The organism is uncultured Aquabacterium sp., from assembly GCF_913773725.1.
Classification (GTDB): Bacteria; Pseudomonadota; Gammaproteobacteria; order Burkholderiales; family Burkholderiaceae_C; genus Aquabacterium.
On the sequence record NZ_CAJYGK010000016.1, the window covers coordinates 199715 to 215437 of the forward strand.

The following is a 15723-nucleotide window of genomic DNA, read 5'->3' on the forward strand; positions in this document are numbered from 1 at the left end:
GTTCCCATGGCCATTTCCATCCGCATCGGCAGCCCGGCCGACAACCCGCGCATCCAGGACCTGATCACCAAGATCACCATGCCGGGCCTGGCGCAGATGTGTTTCCAGCGTGCGCCCGACTTCTTCACCGGCGCCCATGTGATCGGCGACGAGTTCATCGTGGCGGTGGCCGAGGACGACGAACGCCCCGACGTGCTGGCCGGGCTCACGGTGATTTCGGGGCGCGACCTGTTCATCAGCGGACAGAAGCGGCGTGTGTATTACTCGGGCGACACGCGCGTGGACCCGTACTACAGGCGGCGGGGGATTGCCTCGTCGCTGTTCCTGGAGCAGAAGAAGCACCGCACCGAGCAGGAGCTGCTGCAAGGCATCGTGCTCAAGGACAACACGGCCCCGCTGGAGGCCGCGGCCAACGCGGCGGATGGGGTGCTGTTCCGCTTCTGGGTCAGCCACACGATCGAGACGAGCTTCATCTATGTGCGCAAGCAGCAGCCACGGGTGCCGCAGGGCGTGACGCTGCGCCAGGCCACGCGGGCCGACGCACCGCGCATGCAGGCCTATTTCGACCGGGAGGCGCCGCGCCGCAACGGCTACCCGGTGTACGACTTCGGCAAGCTGCTCGCGGGCGACCCGTATTACACCGGCCTGCGCATCGAGCACTACGTGCTGGCCGAGCGGAACGGCGAGATCGTCGGGATGCTGGCCGGCTGGGACCAGAAGGCCTACAAGCAGACGCGCATCGTCGGCTTCAAGCCCATCGTGAAGGTGCTGCGGCCGCTGTACAACCTGTATGTGGGACTGGCCGGAGGCTTCAAACTGCCCGCCGTGGGCGGCGCGCTGAACTACCTGACGGTCTACAACACGCTGGTGACCGACGACGACACCGCAGTGCACCGCGCACTGCTCGACTGGCTGATGGCCCATCAGGGCCAGAAGTACGATGCCATCGCCACGGCCTTCACCCACGGAGACCCGCTGGTCGAGACGCCGCGCGGCTACAAGCGGCAGAAGCTGTTTTCCAGCAACTTCTGGCTGAGCTACGGTGACGACCCGCGGCCCGGCATCGACAGCCGGCCGTTGTACGTGGAGTTGGGGCGGCTCTGAGGCCCGCCCCACCGCCCCTCGGCGATGGCACCGGGGGCGGCGTTCAGGCTGCGGCGCGGGTCGCCGGAGGGGCGGGCGGCGCGTCCGGCGCGGCATCCGTCGCTGCCAACGCTTCGTCGGCCATGCGCGCCAGGACGGCGTCCACCCGGCGCAGGAACGCATGCACGGCGGCCTCGTCGGTTTCGGCGCGCTGCCAGGTCATCGGGATGGTGAGCACGCCATCGAGCTCGGTCAGCACGGGCAGCGGCGAGATGCTGTTGACCACACCGACCATCTGCTCGACCCGCAAGCGCCCGGCCGGAGGCTGAATGCCACCCACATCGCCCAGGCTGGTGGCGTGGCAGCTGATTTTCGGGAAGCGCCCGGCCCGCATCATCTTCACGGCGATGTGGCCGATCAGTGTGCGCCCCAGCCAGGGCATGAGCTCCTCCCACAGATAGGTCCACGCCATTTCGCGGCGCGCGTAGCGGGCCTGTCCCTCGCGGATGGCCGCCTCGATGCTGCGCACCCGCTCGGCCAGCGGCTTGTGGGCGTCCTGCTCGATCACCAGGAAAGCCCCGACGTGGTTGCCCCACAGCGGCCCGTGGCCGGCCGCCTCTGGGTAGTAGCGCCGCAGGTTGACGGAGATGCGGATGACGGCGGCGGCCTGCGGGTCGTCGGGTGCCTGGTCCAGAAAGGTCTGGGCCAACCCGGCGACCACGAAGGTGTTGAGTGACACACCGAGCGCCCGGGCCGCCGCACGCAGGCGCAGCGTGCCCACCGGCACGGTGTGGTGGCACAGCCCGGTGGTGGTGTAGTGCGGCTGCGTCGTCGTGGGGAGTTGCTGGATGTGCAGGCGGGCCAGGCGCCGGGATTCGGCCACCCGGTGGGCACGCGAGCGCCAGATCTGCCGCGGCCACTGCCACCAGCGCGCCGGCGCGATCGCGCCCAGCATCGACGGAGCCTCCAGCGGCATGGGCTCGATGGGCCAGCCCTCTAGCCCGCGCAGCAGTTGCGACACCAGGTGCACCATGGTCATGCCATCGGCAAAGATGTGCGGCACGCCGAAGATGAAGGCCGGCCGATGCGGGTGGGGCACGAAGCGCACGCGCACGCCCAGCCCGCGTTCCAGCGGCACGACCTCGTGCAGGGCGTCGCGGTGCCAGGCCAGCAGCGCCTCCGGGTCGTCCAGGTCGACATGGGGCTCGACACACAGCACGCGCTCGAACAGCTGGTCGATCAGGGGGCCTTCGGGAAGCACGCGGAAGTGGCAGCGGTGCGGCCCCGGCTCGACCACCGTGCGCAGCTTGGGGGCGGCGGCCACCAGAGCGCGCAGCACGCGGCGCAGGTCGGCCTCGGTCACCGGCGAGCCCAGGCGCACCAGATAGGGCTGGATCATGGTCCCGGCCAGCCCTTCGATGGCGGCATAGCCATGCTCGGTGCGGTTCATGGGCACCGTCCGGGACGGCTCGTCAGGCAAAACGTGTGACATGCAACGCATGCTGGCAGAGCCGGATGTGATCTGGCTCAGGACTTGCGCGCCCTCCCCCCTGAATGCGCTGAGGGGGACTGCCTACAATGCGCGGATGACCGTCGCCACCTCATCCCCCTCGCTGCCGCCTCTGGCCAATGACCGCTTTCTGCGCGCCTGCCTGCGCCTGCCCACCGACTGCACGCCCGTGTGGCTGATGCGCCAGGCCGGACGCTACCTGCCGGAGTACCGCGCCACGCGCGACCAGGCCGGCAGCTTCATGGGCCTGGCCACCAACCCGGAGCTGGCCTGCGAGGTGACGATGCAGCCGCTGCGCCGCTACGACCTGGACGCGGCCATTCTGTTCAGCGACATCCTGACCGTGCCCGACGCCATGGGCCTGGGCCTGAGCTTCGCTGCTGGAGAAGGCCCGAAGTTCGCCAAGGTCGTGCGCGACGAAGCGGCCGTGGCCGCCCTGGCCGTGCCGGACATGGACAAGCTGCGCTATGTGTTCGACGCCGTGCGGACCATCCGCCGTGAACTGTCCGACGCCAACGGCGTGGGCAAGGTGCCGCTGATCGGTTTCTCGGGCAGCCCGTGGACCCTGGCCTGTTACATGGTCGAAGGCGGCGGCTCGGACGACTACCGCGCCGTCAAGACGCTGATGTACCAGCGACCGGACCTGATGCACCGCATCCTGAGCGTCAACGCCGACGCCGTGGCCCTCTACCTGAACACGCAGATCGAAGCCGGCGCGCAGGCCGTGATGGTGTTCGACTCGTGGGGGGGCGTGCTGGCCGACGGTGCCTTCCAGCAGTTCAGCCTGGCGTACACAAAGCGCGTGCTGAGCCAACTGAAGAAGGAACACAACGGCTTCCGCATCCCGCACATCGTGTTCACCAAGGGTGGCGGCATCTGGTTGAACGAGATTGCCGACAGCGGCGCCGATGTGGTGGGCCTCGACTGGACCATGGGGCTGGACAAGGCCCGGGCCCTGACCGGCGACCGCGTGGCCCTGCAGGGCAACCTCGACCCGAACGTGCTGTTCGCCAACCCCGAGCAGGTGCAGGCCGAGGTCAAGCGCACGCTGGACGCGTTCGGCCAGCACACGGCGCAATCCGGTCACGTGTTCAACCTGGGCCATGGCATCAGCCAGTTCACCCCGCCCGAGAACGTCTCGGTGCTGGTGGACACCGTGCACGCCCACAGCCGCGCGCTGCACGCGGCCTGATCGGATCGGGGAATCGCGCGTCGCTCAGCGGCGCTCGATGACCACCGGCCGGACCTGCAACACCGACTGCGCGTGGCGGGCGGCCGCGTGGGCCTGTTCACGCGAGCCATAGGGGCCCAGCTGCAGCTTGAACAGCGAGGCTTCCTGGAAGACCGCGAGCAGCGGTTGCAGGGGCTGCAGATCGGACGCGATGCGCTGCTGCAGCCGCTCGACCCCGTCTCGCCGGGCCAGCGCGGCCAGCTGCACCCAGAAGCCCTTGGCCGCCGTCGTGTAGGCACGTGCCGGGGTGGCCTCGGCCGCCACGGGTTCGGTCGCCGCCGGGATGGGCTGGGGGGCGACGGGCGCCACATCCGGCATGGCACCGGCGAGCACACCGGGATCGGTCCCACCAGGCATCGAAGGGGCCGCGGGGTCCATCACGGTGCCGCGCCGCCAGGCGCCCGAACGGATGTCTTCGAAGGTGATGCGCTCCACCTCGACCTCGCTCACGCCGCCGGTGATGCCCAGCCGGTCTGCCGCGGCATAGCTGAGGTCGATCACCCGCTCACGGTGGAACGGCCCGCGGTCATTGATGCGCACGATGACCTCTCGGCCCGACGCCACATGCCGGACGCGGGCATAGCTGGGAATGGGCAGCGTGCGGTGCGCGGCCGTGAGCCCGTAGACGCTGTAGAGCTCGCCGCTGGCCGTGCGGCGGCCGTGAAAGCGGGTGCCGTACCACGATGCCAGGCCCCGCTCGGTGAAGGGCAGGTCCTCGCGCTCCGGGGTGTAGCTTTGTCCCAGCACGGTGTACGGCTTGTTCGGCCCTCCCACACGGATGGGCTCGACGCGCGGCTCGGGGGCCGGCGCACCCAACAGGTCGCGCGAGGGGTTGACGGGCGGTCCGTCGCGGTCCGGGTGGCGCGAGACGACGGCGGGCACGCCCGCGGGGGGCCTGGCCGTTGCACCGGACGGATCCGAGGACGCCGGCCGACTGGCGCAGCCCGCCAGCCACGCGAGCAGCACGAACGCGCCACCCAGCAACGAGCGGCGCGCCAGCCGTTTCGGCCACGCAGGGGACAGGACAGGGCCTTGCATGCGCGCACCATACCGCAAACCATCCGGCTCGGCGACCCCGGTCCGCCGCCGGATCGGGCGCCCCGACCTGCCCTGAGGAGGGACACCGCTGCATGCATGGCTTACCGCCCGATGTGCCTGAGACGGGGTTGGGCGCGGCACAATTCACACTTCGACGGCCTTTTCACGGCCCCCTGCCCCGCCCGACGCACAGCCAGCCCGCCATGTCACGACCAGAGGACCCCGTTTTCCAGCACGATTTCGAGCGCGGCATGCGCAACCGCCGCGCCGCCCTGGGCGATGCCTGGGTGGACAAATCGATCGCCAAGGCCAACACCTTCAACGCCGAGTTCCAACACTTCATCACCGAGTACGCCTGGCACGGTGCCTGGGGCCGCCCGGGGCTGGACTGGAAGACGCGCCGGGTGCTCGTGCTGGCGGTGACCAGCGCCCTGGGCCGCTGGGACGAGTTCGAGATCCACCTGCGCGGCGCGCTGACGCCCGGCAATGCCCACACCCTGACACCGGACGAGGTGCGCGAGGCACTGATCCAGATCGCCATCTACGCCGGCGTGCCGGCGGCCAACACCGGCTTTGCCAAGGCGGTGCAGATCCTGCGCGAACTCGGCATGGAGCCGCAGCCCCACCCGGCCGACCAGGCCTGGCACACCGGCGTGGGCCGCTCGGTGTTCACCCACACCCGCCCCAAGCTGCACGCCACGGTGCGCGAGGCCCGCAACAAGGCGCCGGCCCACACCCTCGTGTTCAGCCACGCCCTGGGCCAGGACGGCAGCATGTGGGACCTGGTGGCCAATGAACTGGCGGCCGGCCACCGCGTCATCTGCCCGGACACCCGCGGCCACGGCCGCTCGCAGACACCCGCCGAGCCCCTGACGCTGACCGAACTGGCTGCCGACGCCGCCCGCCTGATCGACGAGCTGGCCGGTGGGCCGGTGGTGTGGGTGGGTTTGTCAATGGGCGGCCTGATCGGCCAGGAGCTGGCGCTGCGCCACCCCGACAAGGTCAAGGCCCTGGTGCTGGCCAACACCACGTCGGGCTACGACGAGGTCGGCCGCGAGGCCATCGGCCAGCGCATTGCCACGGTTGAGTCGCACGGCCTGGGCGCGATCAGCACGACGACGATGGCGCGGTTCTTCAGCGAAGACTTCCGGCGCAACCAGGCCGCCGCTGTGGCGCGCCACCAGCGCCTGCTGGAGGCCACCGACCCGGACGGTTACACCGCGTGTGCCGCGGCCCTCTGCGACGCCGACTACGGCTACCGCCTGGGCCAGATCCGCGTGCCGACGCTGGTGGTGGCCGGCACGGCCGACCAGACCACGCCCATCGAGGCGGCACAGACGCTGGCGCGCGGCATCCCCGGGGCGCAACTGGCCCTGCTCGAGGGCTGTGCCCACCTGAGCGCCGTCGAACAACCCCAGGCGTTCGCCGAACTGCTGAGCGAATTCGTCGCCAGCCTGTGACGGCCGCCACGCGCGCGGGCCCGCGCTGCGCCGCCCGGCCCGCGCTTGGCCTATCCTTGGCGACCCGCGTGGGCCTCGGCTGGCCGACGCCCGCTGCCCCCTGCCCGCCCGATGTCCGCTTCCACCCCACCGATGATGAACCCGGCCCAGATGGCGGCCGTCCAGCACCTGGACTCTCCCTGCCTGGTGCTGGCGGGCGCCGGCTCGGGCAAGACGCGGGTGATCACGCACAAGATCGCGCGGCTGATGCAGCCCGGCTACGGCGCTGACCTGGCCCCGTCGCAGATCGGCGCCATCACCTTCACGAACAAGGCCGCCGCGGAAATGCGCGAGCGCGTCAAGCACCTGATCGGCCCCCGGGCCGCCGCCAAGCTGATGGTCAGCACCTTCCACTCGCTGGGCGTCAAGCTGCTGCGCGAGGACGGCACCGCGCTCGGGCTGAAACAGGGCTTTTCCATCCTCGACAGCGACGACGTCACCAGCATCCTGCGCGACTGCGGGGCCACCACGGACGCCAAGCTGGCGCGCAGCTGGCAGTGGACGATCAGCCTGTGGAAGAACCAGGGGCTGGACTCGAACGCCGCCCTGAGCCAGTGCAAGACCGACGACGAGGTGGTGGCCGCCCGGGTGATGAAGCTGTACGAAGAGCGTCTGCTGGCCTACCAGGCGGTCGACTTCGACGACCTGATCGGCCTGCCACTGAAGCTGCTGCAGGAGCACGAGGCCGTGCGTCAGAAGTGGCAGCGCCAGCTGCGCCACGTGCTGGTCGACGAATACCAGGACACCAACGCCACGCAGTACGAGCTGCTCAAGCTGCTGGTGGGGCCGGACGGCATCTTCACCGCCGTGGGCGACGACGACCAGTCCATCTACGGCTGGCGCGGCGCCACGCTGGACAACCTCAAGCGCCTGCCACAGGACTTCCCCAACCTCAAGGTCATTCCGCTGGAGCAGAACTACCGCTCGACCAGCGCCATCCTCCGGGCGGCCAACCACGTCATCCAGCTCAACCCCAAGCTGTTCCAGAAGACGCTGTGGTCGGACCTGGGCGAAGGCGAGCCCATCAAGCTGATGGAGTGCGACAACGAAGAGCACGAGGCCGAGCGCACCGTGGCGCACTTCCAGTTGCTGCGTAACCGCCTGCTGCACGACCACCCAGGCAGCGACAAGGCCGACTGGAGCAACTTCGCCATCCTGTACCGCGCCAACCACCAGGCGCGGCCCTTCGAGCAGGCGCTGCGCAAGGCCAACATCCCGTACAAGGTGTCGGGCGGCCAGAGCTTTTTCGACAAGGCCGAGATCAAGGACCTGTGCGCCTGGCTGCGCCTGCTGATCAACAACGACGACGACCCGGCCTTCCTGCGCGCGGTGACCACGCCCAAGCGCGGCATCGGCCACCAGACCCTGGGCGCCCTGGGCGAGTTCGCGGGCAAGTGGAAGGTCAGCCTGTTCGAGGCGCTGTTCTCGGAGTCGCTGGCCACGGCGCTGAACCGGCGGGCCCTTGATGGCCTGCACGAATTCGGCCGCTACGTGAACGACCTGGAGTACCGCGCCCGCCAGACCGTGGGCGCCGAGGCTGCCAAGGAACTGCTGCTGGAGTGGCTGAAAGAGATCGGCTACGAGCAGCACCTCTACGACAACGAAGAAAACGAGAAGGTCGCGGCCGCGCGCTGGGCCAACGTGCTGGATTTCGTCGACTGGGTGGCCAAGCGCTGCGGCGGTGAGATCGAGAACGACGGCGGCATGACGGTCGAGAGCGAGCGCAAGAACGTGCTGGAGGTGGCGCAGCTGATCTCGCTGATCACCAGCCTGGCCGAGCGCGAGAGCGACCAGAAGCAGGTGACGCTGACCACGCTGCACGCCTCGAAGGGCCTGGAGTGGCCGCACGTGGTGCTGGCCGGCGTCAACGAGGGGCTGCTGCCCTTCTCGCGCGAGGACGTCGAGATCAGCGGGCAGCAGATCGAGGAAGAACGCCGGCTGATGTACGTGGGCATCACGCGCGCGCGGCTGACGCTGGGCGTGAGCGTGCTCAAGCGCCGCAAGAAGGGCCGCGAGTACGTGCAGGCCACGCCCAGCCGCTTCATCGCCGAGATGAAACTGGGCGAAGGCGGCGGGCCCAAGGAAGACCCCCGCGAAAAGCTCAAACGCCTGCGGGAAGAGATGGCGGCGCGGGCCAAGGCCAGCGCGGCGGCCGCCCGATCTCAGCCCTGACGGGCTTCGGCGGCCCCGCACAGGGCGAAAAAAAACCCGAGTTCCAGGGAACTCGGGTTTGAAATCCACCAAAGGAGATGGGTGGAGGAGACAAACGAAACAAGCAGTGGAACGACTCGGTTTCAACACGAAAAGTTCCATCGCGATACAGGCAATTGTACAGACGGCCCGGATTGTTCACAAGGGTTTTCACTGATGCCGCACCGAAAACAGGGCAATCCGCGTGACGAACGCCCGGGGTATCGCCTCGGCCCGTGCAAAATGCGCTCCCACCCGACCTTCTGGCGTCATCAGGACACGCACCATGGAATGCACGATCAACTGGCAGCCCGCCTCCGGCATGGCCTTCATGGCTGAAACCGGCAGCGGCCACATCATCAACATGGACGGCGCCCCCGAGGGCGGGGGGCGCAACCTGGCTCCCCGGCCGATGGAAACGGTGTTGGCCGGCACCGGCGGCTGCACCGCCTACGATGTCGTGCTGATCCTCAAGCGCGGCCGCCACGACGTGCGCGGCTGCCAGGTCAAGATCACGGCCGAGCGCGCCGAGACCGACCCCAAGGTCTTTACCAAGATCAACATGCACTTCATCGTCACCGGCGTGAACCTGCCGGAGGCGGCCGTGGCCCGCGCCATCCAGATGTCCCACGAGAAGTACTGCTCGGCGTCGATCATGATCGGCAAGACCGCCGAGATCACGACCAGCCACGAGGTCGTGGCCGCCTGAACGGGCTCAGATGCGGTGGGCCGTGAAGGTCATCACCTTGGCCGCCAGCCGCATCAGCCCCCGTACCGGCAGCGGCAGGGGCGCGCCCCCGGCCGCCAGCGCGGCATCGGCGTGCTCGACCTCGTCGTCGCGCATCTGCCGCACGATGGCCCGCGAGGCTTCGTCGCCCGGCGGAAGGCGGTCGAGGTGGCTGTTGAGGTGGGCCTCCACCTGACGCTCGGTCTCGACCACGAAGCCCAGACTGACGGCGTCGCCCGCGCGTGCCGCCAGCAGGCCGATGCCGAACGCGCCGGCGTACCACAGCGGGTTGAGCAGACTGGTGCGCCCGCCCAGCTCCTTGAGGCGCTGCTCGGTCCAGGCCAGGTGATCGGTTTCCTCGCGCGCGGCCGCATCGAACTGGGCCTTCAGCGCGGGGTCCTTCGTGCCCCAGGCCTGGGAGGCGTACAGCGCCTGTGCGCACACCTCGCCCACGTGGTTCACCCGCATCAGGGCCGCCGACAGGCGCTTCTGCTCCTCGGTCAGCACCGCGCCTTCGACCGGAGGCTGCGGACACGGGCGCGCCGCCGTGTGCTCGGCAAACACCGTGCGGACCGCCGCATCCAGCGAGATCAGGAGGCGGTCGAGGCCATCGTGCTGGACGGCGGAGCGGGCGGGGGCGTGAGCGGTGTGCATGGTCGCCGATGGTGACAGGTTGGCGCGGCAGAGCCCTGATCGTACTCAAAGCCCGTGGCGCAGGACGGGCCGTTGTGGTGCGACGGCCACCGGATCCCGGGTCAGGCCGACGTCAGGGCGCAGCGGATCAGCGCTGCATCAACCCGCGGCTCTTGGCGATCGACATGAGGATGCCGAGCGCCAGCCCCAGGGTGACCATGGCCGTGCCTCCGTAGCTGATGAAGGGCAAGGGCACCCCCACCACCGGCAGGATGCCGCTCACCATGCCCATGTTGACGAAGGCGTAGGTGAAGAAACTGAGCGACACGGCGCCTGCGAGCAGGCGGGAGAACAGCACCGGGGCCTGCGACGCGATGTAGAGCCCCCGGAAGATCAGGGCGAGGAAACCGACCATCAGACCAAGGCAGCCCGCCAGCCCGAACTCCTCGGCATAGGCGGCGAAGATGAAGTCGGTCGTGCGCTCGGGGATGAACTCGAGGTGGGTCTGCGTGCCCTGCATGAAGCCCTTGCCCGTCATGCCGCCGGACCCGATGGCGATCATGCCCTGGATGATGTGAAAACCCTTGCCGAGCGGGTCCACCGTCGGGTCGAGCAGGGTGCACACCCGCGTCTTCTGGTATTCGTGCAGACCCAGCCACTTCACACCGGGCTGGCACAGTTGGGGCTCGTACCAGACGATGAGGCTGATGCCGATCACGCCGGCGGCCAGCACGGGCACGATCAGCCGCCAGCTCAGGCCGGCAAAGAAGATCACGTACAGGCCGGACGACATCACCAGCATGGCCGTCCCCAGGTCGGGCTGCTTGAGGATGAGGGCCACGGGCGCCATCAGCAGCGCGCCTGCGATGGCAAAGTCCGGCCCTCGCAACTGCCCTTCCCGTCGCTGGAACCACCAGGCCAGCATCAACGGCGCAGCGATCTTCAGGATCTCGGACGGTTGGATGACCAAGCCCACGTTCAGCCAGCGCGTCGAGCCCTTTTTGGTGATGCCGAACAGCTCGGTGGCAATCAGCAGGACGATGCCCAGGATGTACAGCGGCACCGCGAGGCTCATCAGCCGCTGAGGTGGCACCTGGGCTACGGTGAACATCACGAGCGCGGCCAGCAGCATGTTGCGCGACTGGTCCCCGAAACGGGAGCCGTTGTCGAACCCGGCGGAATACATGGTCACCAGCCCGGTTGTGCACAGCGCCAGGACAATGAGCAGCAAGGGCAGGTCGAAGCCCTGGAACACCGGGCGCACGCGCTGCCACAGCGAGGGTTTGTCAAACGCGATGCTCATGGCTGCTCCCGGGATGCGGCGGGGGTGGGCCGGGCGGCCGCGCTGCTGGCGGCGCCTACGACGGTCAGAGGCACATCGGCCCCGAAGGCGTCCATCCGCCGCGGCAGCGGGACGTCTTCGACTCGCCGCGGTGTACCGATCGGCGCCACGCCTTTGCCTTGCTGGACCAGCGCGATGTCCTCCTCGCTGGGGTAGAGCCCCAGCAGCAGGTAGTCCAGCACGCGACGGGCAATGGGGGCCGCGGCGGCAGCGCCGAAGCCGGCGTTCTCGACGATCACGGCCAGCGCCACCCGGGGAGCGTCCACCGGGGCGAAAGCCTCATAGAGCGAATGGTCGCGACGGTACTCCTCCAACCGGGAGGCCACGTACTTCTCGTTCTGGCGTAGTCCGACAGCCTGGGCGGTGCCCGTCTTGCCCCCGCTGGTGTAGCCCGCCCCCATGAAGACACGCGTCGACGTGCCCTGCTGGGTCACGCCGTACATGGCCTCGCGGATGAGCCCGGTGTGGCCGGCCTGGAACTTGATCGGCGAGAGGGCCTCGCGCTCCGGAATGCGCCGCTCGCGGGTCACGACGTTCTCGATCTCCCGCACGATGCGAGGCTGGTAGCGCTGCCCGTCGCTCACCACCGTGCCGAGCGCCGACGCGATCTGCAGCATGGTGAAGTTGTTGTAGCCCTGGCCGATTCCCAGCGAGATGGTCTCGCCCGCGTACCACTTCTTCTGCTCGGGGCGACGGTAGGTCTTGCGCTTCCATTCGGTGGACGGCAGGATGCCCGAGACCTCGCCCTTGAGGTCGATGCCAGTCTGGCGGCCAAAGCCCAGCGGGGCCATCTGGTCGTGGATCAGGTCCACGCCCATCTCATTGGCCAGCGAATAGAAATAGACGTTGCTCGATTCAACGATGGCGCGGCGCATGTCCATCGCACCGCCGCGCTCGTTTTCCGGGCTGCGGAAGCGGTGCCCCCCGAACAGGAAGACGCCGTTGTCCATGATGATGGTGCTGGGGCTGCGCTTGCCGGTGTTCAGGGCGGCCAGCGCCATGAAGGGCTTGTAGGTCGAGCCCGGCGGGTAGGTGCCACGTAGCGCCCGGTTGAGCAGCGGCTTGTCGGCGCTCTCGTTGAGCTCTTTCCAGTTTTCGGTGTCGATGCCGTCGACGAACAAGTTCGGATCGAACGTGGGTTTGGAGACAAAGGCCAGCACCTCGCCGTTGCGCGGGTCGATGGCCACCAGGGCGCCCCGGCGGTTGCCGTACAGGCGCTCGATGAGGCCCTGCAGCTTGATGTCGATCGACAGGTGCACCGTGTTGCCCGGCGTGGCTGGCGTGGAGCGCAGCCGGCGCACGGCCCGCCCGCCCGCGCTGGTCTCGACCTCCTCGACGCCGGTGATGCCGTGCAGTTCGCGCTCGTAGCTCTGCTCGATGCCCAACTTGCCGATGTGCTCGGTGCCCCGGTAGTTGGCCTGGTCCTCTTCCGGCCAGTCTTCCATGGCCTTGGCTTCGCGCTGGTTGATGCGGCCGATGTAGCCCAGCACGTGGCTGGCCAGCTCGCCATAAGGGTAGTGGCGGAACAGGCGGGCCTGGATGTCCACACCGGGAAAGCGGTAACGCTGGGCCGTGAACCGGGCCACCTCCTCGTCGCTGAGGCGGGTGCGGATGGGAATGGACTCGAAGCTCTTGGATTCTTCCCGCAGGCGCTTGAAACGGCGCCGGTCACGGGGCTGGATGTCGACAATCTCGGTCAGGGCGTCGATGGTGGCCTCGACGTCCTTCACCTTCGATGGCGTGATCTCGAGGGTGTAGGCCGAGTAGTTGTTGGCCAGCACCATGCCATGGCGGTCGACGATGAGCCCGCGGTTGGGCACGATGGGCACCACCGCGATGCGGTTGCTCTCGGCCTGGGTGGCCAGCTGCTCATGGCGAACCACCTGCAGCGTCACGAGGCGGAAGACGAGCAGGCCGAAACAGAACAGCACGAACGCCACAGCCGCCCACAGGCGAAGCCTGAAGCGGCTGAGTTCGACTTCGAGATTCTTGAGTTCGGTCATGAGCGGGTGCGCAACCCGCTATCGTAGCGTGCCCGCTGGCGCTCAGTAGCGCCAGACGCCCTGCAACCACCAGCGCGTGCGGGCGTTGCTGGGCTCGGACACGATCCGCTCGTCACCCAGGCGGGTGGCCACGGTCACGCGAACGACCGTGGTGGGCTGGGGTGACCACAACAGCGACAGGCCCGTGCCGCGCAGGATGCGCCGGTTCTCGGTGTCGGGCAGCGGGTGGCGGTTCAGCCAGATCTGGCCGAAATCCACGAAGCCAGCCAGCTGCACGGCCTGCAGCGGCAGCGTGTAGCGCACTTCACCCGATGCGATGTAACCCTCGTCACCCGTGGCCTCGCCCTGCGGATAGGCGCGCACGCCCTGCATGCCGCCCAGCGACAGGCGCTCGGACGAATCCAGGTTCTGCGACGCCAACTGCGTGTACGCCGAGCCATACAGGCTCCAGTTGCCGCTCACGGGGGCCGTGATGTTGCTCGTCAGCACGAACTTGCTGAAGCCACCGTGGGTCTTGAGGCCCTGGGCATCGGCTGCGCGGTTGGCTTCGTTTTCCAGCACCAGCTGGCCGTGCGTGGACAGCGCCGCAAAGCTGTAGGTGGCATTGCCCACCAGGCCATAGCCGTTCAGGCCGATGCCAGCCACCCGGCTGTGCTTGCGGTTCACGATCTCCGGCTCGAACGAGGCGAAGCGGTCTTCGTAGTTCTTGCGCTCGAAACTGGTCGTCAGGAAGGCGCTGTGCTCGACAGAGCGCCACAGCGGGTAGGTGGCCTGCACCGTGCCCACACGCGCCCAGCCGGAGGCCTTCAGCGGTTCGTACTCACGGCCCAGCTTGTAATGCAGGTCGGACCACGACGCCCCCACGACCCAGCCCGAGCCGCCGACCGGCACGCGGTAGCCCAGACGGGCCTGGCGCAGATTCTCGTCGGTGGCCAGCAGGCGCAGCTGCACCTGGTCACCCAGCCCGGCCGGGCTGTTGACGTTGACCGTGGCGCCCAGGCGGTTGTAGCCGGTGTAGCGGTTGCCATGCGTGTCGGCTTCGATGAGCCCGGTCACGCGGGAGCCCGGCTCGACGGTGACATCCAGGTCGGTCTCGCCGGTCTGTGCACCGGGCTTGAGCAGCACCGTGGCACGGCTGGCGCCCGGGGTTTCGCCCAGCAGCAGCAGGCGGCGTTCCAGCGTGGGCTCGAACACCACGCTGCCAGCGGGCATGCGGCCAGCCAGAGCGGCGACCTGCGCATCGCGGATCAGCGAGCGATTGTCGATGTTGACCTTGCCGATGCGCCCTTCCACGACCAGCACCTGCACCACGCCGTCACGGATCTCTTGCGCGGGCAAGATGGCGCGCGCCGCACCGTAGCCGGCGTTCTGGTAGTAGGCCGTGATGCGGTAGACCGCGTCCTGCAGATCGGCCAGCGACCACGTCTTGCCCGGCACCTCGGCCACGAGCGCATCGAGCTCTTCGGTACGGAACACGGTGTTGCCCGTGATCACCAGTCGGGCCACGTCGATGCGGGGGCCTTCGTTCTGCGCCCCTGGCTTGGGCTGCTCGCGCTGCTGGACCGCACGCTCGTCGGCGGGCCGCGTGGGGGCCTGCAGCGGGGGCGACACGAGTCGCTCCACATCACCGGCCGAGGGTGCGTTCGAAGGCGTGACCTGAGCGAGCGCCTGCGACACGGCCAGGCTCAGGGACAGCAGGGCAAAGGGCGTGGCCCAGCGGGCCGGCAACGGGTTGTGCATCACAGTGCGTGGGTCTTCTCAGCGTCTTGCAACAGGGCAGCAGGCTCAGGCCTCACTGCAGGGTCGGCGGCAGGCGGACAGCGCCGTTCTCATCACGGATCGGGCTGTTGTCCTTGCGGACGCGCGCGCGGATCTTCTTGTCGTCCTCCTGCTCACCGGCGGCCGTCGGCTCCAGGCCGGCCAGCGGGTCGATGGCGGTCGGCGGATTGGTGTCCGGCGGCAGGATGTTGACCGGCAGGATGGTCAGCTGTCCGGCTTCGTACGTGATCGCGTAGTTCGACGACGCCAGACCGGACGCCACGATCGTGGTCGAGCCGGGCAGCACCGCGCCCTGCGACGTGCCACCGTAAACCAGCGTGCCTGTCAGCGATGCCAGCGTGTCGGTCGAAGCGAGACCCGTGGCGGTCACGCCGTTGCCGCCGAAGAACGGCACGTTGTCCTGCACCTTGGTGAGGTCGTTGGCGCGGATGATCAGGGCCGCCGGGTCGATGGTCAGCGTGCCGCTGGCGTACGTCAGGTCGTAGTTCTTGGCGGTCAGGCCACTGGCGATGATGCCGTAGGTGCCTGCGTTCACGGCGCCCTGGGCGCTGCCGCCGTAGGCCACCGTGCCGCCGAGCACGGCCGCGGTTTCGCCATTGACGAAGCCGCTGTAGCTCACGCCGTTGCCACCCTCGAAGGCCAGGCCGTTGTAGGTGCGGCTGGCGTCCTGGGCGGTCACCGTCAGCGC

12 protein-coding genes are annotated in these 15723 nt (G+C 68.7%); 5 read left to right on the top strand and 7 right to left on the bottom strand.

Features of this window, described 5'->3' with window-relative positions; all coding sequences use genetic code 11:
- Window positions 1-6 precede the first annotated feature (6 nt).
- The gene (locus QZ709_RS02015) at window positions 7-1104 is read left to right on the top strand and encodes a hypothetical protein (RefSeq protein WP_294635688.1); all 1098 of its coding nucleotides are present in this window, start codon (window positions 7-9) and stop codon (window positions 1102-1104) included.
- Window positions 1105-1147: 43 nt separating this feature from the next.
- On the opposite strand, the gene QZ709_RS02020 is transcribed toward QZ709_RS02015, so the two are convergent.
- Window positions 1148-2533 carry a hypothetical protein gene (locus tag QZ709_RS02020; protein ID WP_294635689.1) on the bottom strand — a complete coding sequence of 462 codons (1386 nt, stop codon included), beginning with the start codon at window positions 2531-2533 and terminating at the stop codon, window positions 1148-1150.
- 136 nt (window positions 2534-2669) lie between these two features.
- Between QZ709_RS02020 and hemE the strand changes: the two genes are divergently transcribed.
- Entirely contained in the window at window positions 2670-3785 is a 1116-nt protein-coding gene (gene hemE, locus QZ709_RS02025; protein ID WP_294635690.1) for a uroporphyrinogen decarboxylase, read from the top strand.
- 24 nt (window positions 3786-3809) lie between these two features.
- On the opposite strand, the gene QZ709_RS02030 is transcribed toward hemE, so the two are convergent.
- Window positions 3810-4862 carry a septal ring lytic transglycosylase RlpA family protein gene (locus QZ709_RS02030; RefSeq protein ID WP_294635691.1) on the bottom strand — a complete coding sequence of 351 codons (1053 nt, stop codon included), beginning with the start codon at window positions 4860-4862 and terminating at the stop codon, window positions 3810-3812.
- 203 nt (window positions 4863-5065) lie between these two features.
- Between QZ709_RS02030 and QZ709_RS02035 the strand changes: the two genes are divergently transcribed.
- From QZ709_RS02035 to QZ709_RS02045, 3 genes are all read left to right on the top strand, one after another.
- Window positions 5066-6322, top strand: a complete 1257-nt coding sequence (locus tag QZ709_RS02035; protein WP_294635692.1) for an alpha/beta fold hydrolase — start codon at window positions 5066-5068, stop codon at window positions 6320-6322.
- 111 nt (window positions 6323-6433) lie between these two features.
- On the top strand, window positions 6434-8533 hold the full coding sequence (locus QZ709_RS02040) for an ATP-dependent helicase (RefSeq protein ID WP_294635693.1): 2100 nt from the start codon (window positions 6434-6436) through the stop codon (window positions 8531-8533).
- Window positions 8534-8837: 304 nt separating this feature from the next.
- Window positions 8838-9260 (top strand): OsmC family protein, encoded by a 423-nt coding sequence (locus QZ709_RS02045; protein WP_294635694.1) that lies wholly within the window; start codon window positions 8838-8840, stop codon window positions 9258-9260.
- Window positions 9261-9266: 6 nt separating this feature from the next.
- Here the strand turns inward: QZ709_RS02045 and coq7 are convergent, their stop codons facing one another.
- The 5 genes from coq7 to QZ709_RS02070 form a co-directional block, all read right to left on the bottom strand.
- Window positions 9267-9932 (bottom strand): 2-polyprenyl-3-methyl-6-methoxy-1,4-benzoquinone monooxygenase, encoded by a 666-nt coding sequence (gene coq7 / locus QZ709_RS02050; RefSeq protein WP_294635695.1) that lies wholly within the window; start codon window positions 9930-9932, stop codon window positions 9267-9269.
- A 127-nt stretch (window positions 9933-10059) separates the two neighbouring features.
- Complete coding sequence (rodA, locus tag QZ709_RS02055) at window positions 10060-11214, bottom strand: rod shape-determining protein RodA (protein WP_294635696.1); 1155 nt, start codon at window positions 11212-11214, stop codon at window positions 10060-10062.
- Window positions 11211-13256 (bottom strand): penicillin-binding protein 2, encoded by a 2046-nt coding sequence (gene mrdA / locus QZ709_RS02060; protein ID WP_294635697.1) that lies wholly within the window; start codon window positions 13254-13256, stop codon window positions 11211-11213. Before mrdA ends, rodA begins: the two co-directional genes overlap by 4 nt.
- Window positions 13257-13298: 42 nt before the next feature.
- Window positions 13299-14996 carry a ShlB/FhaC/HecB family hemolysin secretion/activation protein gene (locus tag QZ709_RS02065; protein ID WP_294635698.1) on the bottom strand — a complete coding sequence of 566 codons (1698 nt, stop codon included), beginning with the start codon at window positions 14994-14996 and terminating at the stop codon, window positions 13299-13301.
- Window positions 14997-15048: 52 nt separating this feature from the next.
- Window positions 15049-15723, bottom strand: a 675-nt coding sequence (locus QZ709_RS02070) for an MBG domain-containing protein (protein WP_294635699.1), incomplete at its 5' end; no start/stop codon positions are given.